The organism is Pseudomonas sp. NPDC087598 (assembly GCF_044743525.1).
Classification (GTDB): Bacteria; Pseudomonadota; Gammaproteobacteria; order Pseudomonadales; family Pseudomonadaceae; genus Aquipseudomonas.
The window spans coordinates 16,476-27,625 of record NZ_JBIUWQ010000075.1 but is presented as its reverse complement, the minus strand read 5'-3'; the positions used below and the strand labels follow the sequence as shown (position 1 = coordinate 27,625).

The window sequence follows — 11,150 nt, the reverse complement described above, 5'->3', positions numbered from 1 at the left end:
CGGTGGTCAACGCACAGAACACTGCTGATATCGCCCTGGGCTTCGAAGCGGGCCTGGCGATCGTACTGCTGGCGATCATGCTCGACCGTATCTGCAAACAACCCGACGCCAAAGTAGGGGGTGACGCATGAGCATAATTCGCTTCGAAGACGTCGACGTAATCTTCTCCAAGGACCCACGCGAGGCGCTCAAGCTGCTGGATCAGGGCATGACGCGCAACGAGATCCTGAAGAAGACCGGACAGATCGTCGGCGTGGAAAAAGCCACGCTGGACATCAACAAAGGTGAAATCTGCGTGCTGATGGGCCTGTCCGGTTCCGGCAAGTCGAGCCTGCTGCGCTGCATCAACGGCCTCAACACCGTGAGCCGCGGCAAGCTGTTCGTCGAGCATGAAAACCGCCAGATCGACATCGCCTCCTGCACCCCGGCCGAGCTGAAAATGATGCGCACCAAGCGCATCGCCATGGTGTTCCAGAAGTTCGCACTGATGCCGTGGCTGACGGTGCGCGAGAACATCAGTTTCGGTCTGGAAATGCAGGGCCGTCCGGAGAAGGAACGCAAGAAACTGGTCGACGAAAAACTCGAACTGGTCGGCCTGACGCAATGGCGCAACAAGAAACCCGACGAACTCTCGGGCGGTATGCAGCAGCGTGTGGGCCTGGCGCGGGCACTGGCGATGGACGCCGACATTCTGTTGATGGATGAACCGTTCTCCGCGCTCGACCCGCTGATCCGTCAGGGTTTGCAGGATGAACTGCTGGAACTGCAACGCAAGCTGAGCAAGACCATCGTCTTCGTGAGCCACGACCTTGATGAAGCACTGAAGCTCGGTAGCCGTATCGCGATCATGAAGGACGGCCGGATCATCCAGTACAGCGTGCCGGAAGAGATCGTACTGAACCCGGCGGACGACTATGTGCGGACCTTCGTCGCGCACACCAATCCGCTCAATGTGCTGTGCGGTCGCAGCCTGATGCGCACACTGGACAAGTGCAAACGCATCAACGGTTCGGTATGCCTCGATCCGGGTGGCGACTCGTGGCTGGATCTGGCTGAAGGCAACACCATCAAGGGTGCGCGGCAGAACGGTTCGGTGCTGAACCTGCAAAACTGGGCGCCGGGGCAGGCGGTAGAAGGGCTGGAGCGCAAGCCGACGCTGGTGGACTCGAATATCGGCATGCGTGACGCGTTGCAGATTCGTTATCAGACCGGCAACAAACTGGTGCTGCACGATAACAATCATGTGGTAGGGATTTTGGGCGACAGTGAGTTGTATCACGCGTTGCTGGGCAAGAACCTGGGCTAACAACCCCAGACACAAAAACGCCGCGAGAGGATCGCGGCGTTTTTATTAGTGCAGATATTCACCTGTGAATACAGCATCTGTGGCGAGGGGATTTATCCCCGATGGGTCGCGAAGCGGCCCCAAGTCGTCAATCGCGGTAATCAAGGAAAACCGCGTTTGACGGTTTCAGGACTGCTTCGCAGCCCATCGGGGATAAATCCCCTCACCACAATGGTTCAGCGGTGCAACTGACTGCACCGCCGACCCTCAAGGTTTAGCTATACACCCGGCCAAGGAGCTGCCGATGGCTTTCAAACTGATCGAGCACATCCCGCGTGATCTGATCCTGCGTGAAGCCCATCAGGTCGTAATCCTGGCTGCCGTTGTGCAGATACACCTCGGCGCGGTAGTAACGCTGGCGCGCTTCATCGGACTGGGCCGATTCGGTCGGGGTCGCCAGATAGCCGTCCAGGCTCACTTCGTAAACGAAAGGGTTGCCCTCTTCCATCTCGACGCGTACGCCCATGCAACGCTTGGATTTGCCCAACAGCGTCTGTACCTCCAGACCCTGTGCACGCATCTGCGCCGTCGCATCTTCCAGCGCCGGGCTGACCTGCTTGTCCATGAAACGCTGCACCACCGATTGGCTCGGTTGCAGATCCAGCTGAGTCAAACGCTCGCTGAAACCACGACGACCGCGCTCAGCCAGTTGCGCTTGCTCCTGTTCGATCTGCACGTCCTGACGCATCGCCTTGTGCAGGCCGAACATGAAGAACACCAGCACCACCGAGAACGGCAGACCGGCCAGCACCACCATGGTTTGCATGGCTTCGAAGTTACCGGCGAACAACAGACCGATGGTCACCAGAGTGATCACGACCGACCAGAAGATTCGCAGCCAGTGCGGCGCATCTTCGTCGACGTTGCCGCCCTTGCAGGACAGATTCGCCATCATTACCGCGCCGGAGTCGGCCGGGGTCAGGAACAGCACGAAGCCAACAAAGATCGACACACCGATGACGATTTTCGACGCCGGGTAGTGTTCAAGCAATTGATAGATCGCCATCGACGGCTGTTCCAGCGCCGTCTTGCCAAGCTCGACCGCGCCCTGGTTCATCACCAGATCCAGTGCCGAGTTACCGAAGATCGACAGCCACGCCAAAGTGAAGCCCAGTGGAATCAGCAGCACGCCGGCGACCAGTTCACGCACGGTACGACCACGGGAAATACGCGCGATGAACATGCCTACGAATGGCGCCCAGGAAATCCACCACGCCCAGTAGAACAGAGTCCACAGGCCCATCCAGCGTTCGGTTTTCTCGGCGCTGCCTTCATACACATAAAGGTCGAAGGTTTTCAGCACGATGCCGTTGAGGTAGTCGCCGATGTTCTGCACGAAGCCGTTGAGCAGGTGCAGGGTCGGGCCGAACAGCAGCACGAAAATCAGCAGACCGCTGAACAGCACGATGTTCAGGTTGGACAGACGACGGATGCCGTTTTCCACTCCGGACACGGCAGCGATGGTCGCCACGGTGCTCATCACGATGATCACGATCAGCAGGTTGGTGTTGCTGTGTTCCATGCCGAACAGGTTTTCCAGGCCCGAGGACACTTGCAGCGAACCGATCCCCAGGTTGGTCACCAGACCCAGCAGGGTCACGAACATGCCGAAGCCGTCCACCGCGTGACCGGCAGCGCCCTTGACCCAACGCTCGCCGACCAGCGGATACAGCGCCGAACGCAGCGCCAGCGGCTGGTTATGACGGTAAGCAAAGTAGGCAACGGCCAGACCGACCAGTGCGTAAATCGCCCAGCCGTGCAGGCCCCAGTGCAGGAATGTCAGCTGTACAGCCTGACGCGCGGCCATGTTGGTGGCCGATACGCCTTCCGGCGGATTGAAGTAGTGATCCAGAGGCTCGGACGCGCCGAAGTACAGCAGCGAAATACCGATACCCGACGAGAACAGCATCCCCGCCCAGGCGCCGTAACTGAAATCCGGGGTGTCGTCCTTGCTGCCCAGTTTGAGTTTGCCGTACGAGGAAAACGCCAGGCCCACCACAAACACCAGGTAGGCGGCGATCACCACCATGTAGTACCAGCCGAAGCTGCGCGACAACCAGGCCTGAGCGATACCCAACAATCTGCCGGCCTCTTGCGGGGCGATAATCAGAATGGCGGTCAACAACAGAATCAGCGCGGTAGAGGTGTAAAACACCCAACCGTTGACCGTCACCTTCTCGGGCGGGGTCTTTATAAGCGAGGCAGAACTCATGGCACAAATGCTCCAGGCAGTGCGAGAGAAGAACACAAGGCAACACGGAACCCGACCAATCGGTTAGTTGGCAGCCGACTGGCGGGTGATATAAAGACACCCCGAAAAAAGCCCGAACCTGCCGAAATGGCGCTGCGAATCGCTTTCGTGGCCGAGGTCCGGACGTTCATCCGAAACCTGGCCCTGAGCGTCTTGCCCTTTCAACACGTCCATCGAATCGCGAACCGCGCCATGCCCCACGCAGGTTTCAAGCATTTTCGGATGTCGGTTTTATCGCCACTTACACGTAGGAAAAATCTGTAGGCAGCGACGATTTGTCGCAGATCTTATTCTTTGTTGATTGAACGTTCAATCAAAACAAAATAGACTGGCCCTCAATCCGATAGGCGTCATTCGCCCCTCGGAAGGCCTAAGGAGATGTGCAAGATGCCCAAGGTCGGTATGCAACCCATCCGCCGCCAACAACTGATCGAAGCCACTTTGCAGGCGGTCGATCAGGTCGGAATGGGGGACGCCAGCATTGCGCTGATCGCCCGTTTGGCCGGTGTCTCGAATGGCATCATCAGTCACTACTTTCAGGACAAGAACGGCCTGATTGCCGCCACGATGCGGTATCTGATGAGCGTCCTCAGCGAGAACGTCACCCTGCGCCGCCAAGCGCTGGCAGATGACAGCCCACGGGCGCATCTGCAGGTGATCATCGAAGGCAACTTCGACGCCAGCCAGGTCAATGGCCCGGCAATGAAAACCTGGCTGGCCTTCTGGGCCACCAGCATGCACCAGCCGTCTTTGCACAGGTTGCAGCGGATCAACGATCACCGTCTGTATTCCAACCTGTGCTGCGAGTTCCGCCGTGTGTTGCCGCTCGAAGATGCGCGCACCGCAGCGCGTGGACTGGCAGCGTTGATTGACGGCTTGTGGTTGCGCGGCGCTTTGTCGGGAGACGCTTTCGACACCGCGCAGGCGCAACAGATCGCTTACGAATACATGGATTTCCAATTGGCCAAGAAGGTGAGCTAGAGCACACAGAAAACGCTCGGCCCCTCACTGCCTCCGCAGCTTCATCGCGGCGGTCAACGCCAACCACTAATGCACTTGCGAGGACACTATGGCCCGTTTCGAACTGCAAAAACTTTACATCGATGGCGCGTACTCCGACGCCGGCAGCGATGCCACCTTCGAAGCCATCAACCCGGCTAACGGTGAAGTCCTCGCACTGGTGCAACGTGCGACCAAGGAAGACGTCGAGCGCGCAGTAGTCAGCGCTGAAAAAGGCCAGAAGATCTGGGCTGCGATGACCGCCATGGAGCGTTCGCGCATCCTGCGTCGTGCCGTCGACATCCTGCGCGAGCGCAACGATGAACTGGCTGCTCTGGAAACCCTGGACACCGGCAAGTCGTTCTCCGAAACCAAGTACGTCGACATCGTTACCGGCGCCGACGTGCTGGAATACTACGCAGGCCTGGTGCCCGCCATCGAAGGCGAGCAGATCCCGCTGCGTGACACCTCTTTCGTTTACACCCGTCGCGAGCCGCTGGGCGTGGTTGCCGGTATCGGCGCGTGGAACTACCCGATCCAGATCGCTCTGTGGAAATCCGCTCCAGCCCTGGCGGCCGGTAACGCGATGATCTTCAAGCCAAGCGAAGTCACCTCGCTGACCACCCTGAAACTGGCCGAGATCTACACCGAAGCCGGCGTTCCAAACGGCGTGTTCAACGTGCTGACCGGCAGCGGCCGTGAAGTCGGCACCTGGCTGACCGAGCACCCGCGCATCGAAAAAATCTCCTTCACTGGCGGCACCGACACCGGCAAGAAGGTCATGGCCAGCGCTTCGGCTTCGTCGCTGAAAGACGTGACCATGGAACTGGGCGGCAAGTCCCCGCTGATCATCTGCGACGACGCCGACCTTGATCGCGCGGCCGACACCGCGATGATGGCCAACTTCTACAGCTCCGGTCAGGTCTGCACCAACGGCACTCGCGTGTTCGTACCGGCGCACCTGAAAGCCGCTTTCGAAGCCAAGATCGTTGAGCGCGTTGCGCGCATTCGCGTTGGCAACCCGGAAGACGAAAACACCAACTTCGGCCCGCTGGTCAGCTTCCCGCACATGGAAAGCGTGTTGGGTTACATCGCCAAGGGTAAAGAAGAAGGCGCCCGCGTGCTGTGCGGCGGCGACCGTCTGACCGACGGCGAATTCGCCAAAGGCGCATTCGTTGCTCCGACCGTGTTCACCGACTGCACCGACGACATGACCATCGTCCGCGAAGAAATCTTTGGCCCGGTCATGGCGATCCTCTCCTACGAAACCGAAGAAGAAGTGATCCGCCGCGCCAACGACACCGACTTCGGCCTGGCCGCCGGTATCGTCACCAAAGACCTGAACCGCGCACACCGCGTGATTCATCAACTGGAAGCCGGTATCTGCTGGATCAACGCCTGGGGCGAGTCCGACGCGAAAATGCCGGTGGGTGGTTACAAGCAGTCGGGTGTCGGCCGTGAAAACGGTATCAGCTCGCTGAACAACTTCACTCGCATCAAATCGGTACAGGTCGAGCTGGGCGATTACGTCTCGGTGTTCTGATCTGACGCGTTTCTGAAGTCGGGGCCCTTGTGGCGAGGGAGCTTGCTCCCGCTGGGCTGCGAAGCGGCCCCAACTCCAGAAAATGCGTTCATCCAGACAGAGCTCGGTCGCAAGTTCTGCGACTGCTGCGCAGCCGAGCGGGAGCAAGCTCCCTCGCCACAGAAAGTGGCCACTCGGCGACCTGACCACATCCAAAGAGGGTGCATTCAATGTCCCAAGAATTCGATTACATCATCATCGGTGCCGGCTCGGCCGGTAACACTCTGGCGACCCGTCTGACTGAAGACGCCGGCGTCACCGTTCTGCTGCTCGAAGCCGGCGGCCCGGACTACCGTTTCGACTTCCGCACACAAATGCCGGCCGCACTGGCGTTCCCGCTGCAAGGTCGTCGCTACAATTGGGCTTACGAAACCGACGCCGAGCCACACATGGACGGCCGCCGGATGGAATGCGGTCGCGGCAAAGGCCTCGGCGGTTCCTCGCTGATCAACGGCATGTGCTACATCCGTGGCAACGCGATGGACTACGACGGCTGGGCGAAACTGCCAGGTCTGGAAGACTGGTCGTACCTGGACTGCCTGCCGTATTTCCGCAAAGCGGAAACCCGCGACATCGGCCCGAACGACTACCACGGTGGCGAAGGTCCGGTCAGCGTGACCACGCCGAAGGCTGGCAACAACCCGCTGTTCCACGCCATGGTTGAAGCCGGCGTACAAGCTGGCTACCCGCGCACCGAAGACTTGAACGGTTACCAGCAGGAAGGTTTCGGCCCGATGGACCGCACCGTGACGCCGAAAGGTCGTCGTGCTTCCACCGCCCGTGGCTACCTCGACACCGCTAAAAAGCGTTCGACCCTGACCATCGTCACCCACGCCCTGACCGACAAGATCCTGTTCGAAGGCAAGCGTGCGGTCGGCGTGCGTTACCTGGTCGGCGACGCTGAAGAGCGTGTTGAAGTCAAAGCGCGTAAAGAAGTCCTGCTGTGCTCCGGCGCCATCGCTTCGCCACAGATTCTGCAACGCTCCGGTGTCGGCCCTGCCGAACTGCTGAACAAGCTCGACATCCCGGTCGTTCACGATCTGCCGGGCGTGGGTGAAAACCTGCAGGATCACCTCGAGCTGTACCTGCAATACGCCTGCACTCAGCCAGTTTCGCTATACCCGTCGCTGCTCTGGTACAACCAGCCGGCCATCGGTGCCGAATGGCTGTTCAACGGCACCGGCATCGGCGCCAGCAACCAGTTCGAAGCCGGCGGTTTCATCCGTACTCGCGAAGAGTTCGAATGGCCGAACATCCAGTACCACTTCCTGCCGGTAGCGATTAACTACAACGGCAGCAACGGTGTGAAAGAGCACGGTTTCCAGGCGCACATGGGCTCCATGCGTTCGCCGAGCCGTGGTCGCATCCAGGCCAAGTCGAAAGACCCGCGCCAGCACCCGAGCATCCTGTTCAACTACATGGCCACCGAACAGGACTGGCAGGAATTCCGTGACGGCATCCGCCTGACCCGTGAAATCATGCAACAACCTGCACTAGACGCCTTCCGTGGCCGCGAAATCAGCCCGGGCATTGACGTACAAACCGATGAGCAGCTGGACAAGTTCATCCGCGAACACGCCGAGACCGCGTTCCACCCGTCCTGCTCGTGCAAGATGGGCACCGACGAGATGGCCGTAGTGGATGGCGAAGGTCGCGTGCACGGCATGCAGAGCCTGCGTGTGGTCGATGCCTCGATCATGCCGATCATCACCACCGGTAACCTGAACGCCCCGACGATCATGATGGCCGAGAAAATCGCCGACAAGATCCGTGGTCGCAAGCCGTTGCCACGCAGCACCGCGGCTTACTACGTCGCTGGCGATGCGCCGGTGAAGGGCAAGCCAATGCGTGATATCACGCCTGTTGCTCAGTAAGAAGTAATTCCGCGTCGCGGCTAATCGCTGGCAAGCCAGCTCCCACAGGGTTTTGCGTCGTTCACAAATATTGTGTTCAACAAAAAAACTGTGGGAGCCTGGCTTGCCAGCGATGAGGCCCTCGCATTCAGCGTAAATTCCGCCGCTGCACAGTAATTCCTCCTACACCCCCTCTTCACTTGATCCTACCCCGACGCAGGCCTACTCTAGACCTCGCGCAACCGTTTCACCCCTCCCCGCCGATTCGCTTCACCCCGCTACTCCATAACAAGGAGGTTCCCGAATGTTCGATTTCCACCCCCAGCTCAAGCAGCGCTTCGCTGCCTTGCGCACGGGCGCCGAGTTTTTTTCCCTGCGGTATGTACGCGAGTCCGGCCAGTACCTGTCGGTGCGCAAGAACGTCGCCGAGCCACCAAGCCTGAGCCGTGACGAAGGGGCGATGCTCACCGTTCGCGTCAATGGCGTTGAGGCCTATGCCGCGACCAACGACCTGTCGCAACAAGGCTTGCAAGCCGCCCTTGAACGCGCCGAGTTGCAGGCGCGCCGGCTCAAGCCGCACGCGCTGCTCGACCTGCGCGATCAGCCGGTGTCCAGCGACCGCGCTGACTACTTTTCACCCAATCTCGAACAGCCCTTCCCGTCCCTGAGCGAATGCTTCGAGCTGCTCGGCGCGGAGTCCGCCTCGGTGCCAAAGGATGAGCGCCTGGTGAACTGGGAAGTGAGCATCGGCATCACCCACGTCGAACAGATCTACCTGAGCAGCGCCGGCGCCGAATTGCGCCAGGCCCAGCGCTTCGTCTACCCAGGCCTCGACGTCACCGCCTACGACGGCAACGACAGCCAGACCCGCAGCCTCGGCCGCGAGAACTTCGGCCAACAGGGCGGCGCGGACGTGATCAGTCGTTGCGGTCTGGTTGGCGCTGGCCCGCAAGTCGCCGATCAGGCCCTGCAACTGCTGCTCGCGCCGAACACCCCGCAAGGCCCGCGCGACCTGCTGCTGATGCCCGATCAGATGATGCTGCAGATCCACGAATCCATCGGTCACCCGCTGGAGCTCGATCGTATCCTTGGCGACGAGCGCAATTACGCCGGCACCAGTTTCGTCAAAGCGTCTGATTTCGGCAGCCTGCAATATGGCTCGAAACTGCTCAACGTGACCTTCGATCCGGGCATTCCCGAAGAACTCGCCAGCTATGGCCACGATGACGACGGCACCCAGGCGAGCAAGCAATTCCTGATCCGCGAAGGCCTGTTGCTGCGTCCGCTGGGCGGTGCGCTGTCGCAATTTCGCGCCGGGATGGATGGCGTCGCCAACAGCCGCGCCTGCGGCTGGAACCGTGCACCGATCGACCGCATGGCCAACCTCAATATCGAACCGGGCGACCAGCCACTCGATCAGTTGATCAAAGGCATCGAGCACGGCATTTTGATGAGCACCAACCGCTCATGGTCGATTGACGACGCGCGCAACAAATTCCAGTTCGGCTGCGAATGGGGTCAGTTGATCGAAAACGGCGAACTCAAAGGCGTGGTGAAAAACCCCAATTACCGGGCAATTTCCGCGCACTTCTGGAAAAGCCTGCGCGCTGTCGGCGACGCCAACACCGTCAAGGTGCTGGGCACGCCGAACTGCGGCAAGGGTGAACCGAACCAGGTGATCCGCGTCGGCCACGCTTCGCCGGCCTGCGTATTCAGCAACGTTGATGTGTTTGGGGGAGACGCCTGATGAGCATTTCGAAGAGTCAGTCCGACGCCTTCAAGACCATGGTCAACTGGCTGCGCGACAGCGTGCGCGAGCCGGAACAGTTCACGCTCAGCTACGCCGCCGAATCCTCGGCGTTCGTCCGTTTCAACCATGCCAAGGTGCGTCAGGCCGGGCAGGTGCAGCAGGCCAACATCGTCCTGAAACTGATCAACGACGGCCGCCACGCTGACCTGCAAGTCACCCTGTCCGGTGATCAGGAAGGCGATCTGCAACGCCTCGCCGAAGGCTTGCAACAACTGCGTGAAACCCTGCCGCTGCTGCCGCAGGATCCGTATCTGTTGCTCAATCACAATGGCTGGCAGAGCAACAACGTGCAGGAGCATCCGCTGCCGGACACCGAGCAAGTGGTCGACGAGATCTGCGCCGCTGCCGAAGGTCTGGACCTGGTGGGCTTCTATGCCGCCGGCCCGATCAGCCGTGGTTTCGCCAGTTCTTCAGGCGCGTTCGGCTGGCATCAGGCCAACAGCTTCAACTTCGATTTCAGCCTGTTCCACGAGAACGGCGAAGCGGTGAAGGCCAGTTACGCCGGACACGACTGGAGCAGCGAAGGCTTCGCCAAACGCTTCCAGCAGGCTCGCGAGCAACTGGAGTTCCTCGGTCGGCCGTTGCGCACGTTGGCGCCGGGGCAATACCGCGCGTACCTGGCACCGGCGGCGCTCGAAGAAATCATGGGCATGCTGAGCTGGGGCGGTTTCTCGGCGCAGTCGATCGCCAGCAAAAGCAGCCCGTTGCAGAAGCTGTATGTCGGCGATCAGGCATTCAGCCCCTTGGTGTCGCTGGATGAGAAAGTCAGCGAATCCCTGAGCCCGGCGTTTTCCGGCGAAGGTTATCCACGCAGCGATCTGCGCCTGATCGTCGAGGGCAAGGCTGGCGATCAACTGGTCGGCTCGCGCAGTGCCGCCGAATACGGCCTGACGGCCAACGGCGCCAGCGGCGGAGAATCGCCGAGTGCGTTGAACATGGCGGCGGGGGATCTGTCGCAAGAAGAGATCCTCAAGCAGTTGGGCACCGGGCTGTACATCAGCAACCTGTGGTACCTGAACTTCTCGGATCAACCGGCGGCGCGCATGACCGGCATGACCCGCTTCGCGACCTTCTGGGTCGAGAACGGCGAGATCCAGGCACCGGTCAGCACCATGCGGTTCGATGACAGCGCTTACAGCCTGCTCGGTTCGCAGCTGGAAGCGTTGACCGCCGAGCGCGAGTTGCTGCTGTCGGCAAGTACGTATAGCCAGCGCAATACCTCCTCGGCGCTGCTGCCGGGGGCATTGGTCAGCCGTTTGACCTTGACCTTGTAAACTCCACACTAACTTGTGGGATTTGCACAACTCAAC

7 protein-coding genes and 1 pseudogene are annotated in these 11,150 nt (G+C 60.3%); 7 read left to right on the top strand and 1 reads right to left on the bottom strand.

The annotated features are described in order from the left end of the window. A pseudogene (locus ACIOWE_RS27145) lies at positions 1-131 on the top strand (choline ABC transporter permease subunit); the annotation flags it as partial. After that, positions 128-1,306 carry a choline ABC transporter ATP-binding protein gene (gene choV, locus ACIOWE_RS27140; RefSeq protein ID WP_016772804.1) on the top strand — a complete coding sequence of 393 codons (1,179 nt, stop codon included), beginning with the start codon at positions 128-130 and terminating at the stop codon, positions 1,304-1,306. The pseudogene ACIOWE_RS27145 and the gene choV, both read left to right, overlap by 4 nt. A 253-nt stretch (positions 1,307-1,559) precedes the next feature. Here the strand turns inward: choV and betT are convergent, their stop codons facing one another. Beyond that, the gene (betT, locus tag ACIOWE_RS27135) at positions 1,560-3,557 is read right to left on the bottom strand and encodes a choline BCCT transporter BetT (protein ID WP_401397875.1); all 1,998 of its coding nucleotides are present in this window, start codon (positions 3,555-3,557) and stop codon (positions 1,560-1,562) included. Positions 3,558-3,983: 426 nt separating this feature from the next. Between betT and betI the strand changes: the two genes are divergently transcribed. The 5 genes from betI to ACIOWE_RS27110 all read left to right on the top strand — a co-directional run bounded on the left by betI (position 3,984) and on the right by ACIOWE_RS27110 (position 11,114). Then, positions 3,984-4,577, top strand: a complete 594-nt coding sequence (betI, locus tag ACIOWE_RS27130; RefSeq protein WP_053124587.1) for a transcriptional regulator BetI — start codon at positions 3,984-3,986, stop codon at positions 4,575-4,577. Positions 4,578-4,665: 88 nt separating this feature from the next. Next, positions 4,666-6,138: a betaine-aldehyde dehydrogenase gene (betB, locus tag ACIOWE_RS27125; protein WP_401397873.1), complete on the top strand. Its 1,473-nt coding sequence runs from the start codon at positions 4,666-4,668 to the stop codon at positions 6,136-6,138. A gap of 209 nt (positions 6,139-6,347) precedes the next feature. Next, positions 6,348-8,051 (top strand): choline dehydrogenase, encoded by a 1,704-nt coding sequence (betA, locus tag ACIOWE_RS27120; RefSeq protein WP_401397871.1) that lies wholly within the window; start codon positions 6,348-6,350, stop codon positions 8,049-8,051. 283 nt (positions 8,052-8,334) lie between these two features. Beyond that, the gene (locus tag ACIOWE_RS27115) at positions 8,335-9,777 is read left to right on the top strand and encodes a TldD/PmbA family protein (protein ID WP_201236494.1); all 1,443 of its coding nucleotides are present in this window, start codon (positions 8,335-8,337) and stop codon (positions 9,775-9,777) included. Continuing rightward, entirely contained in the window at positions 9,777-11,114 is a 1,338-nt protein-coding gene (locus ACIOWE_RS27110; RefSeq protein WP_401397869.1) for a TldD/PmbA family protein, read from the top strand. Before ACIOWE_RS27115 ends, ACIOWE_RS27110 begins: the two co-directional genes overlap by 1 nt. Positions 11,115-11,150 lie beyond the last annotated feature (36 nt).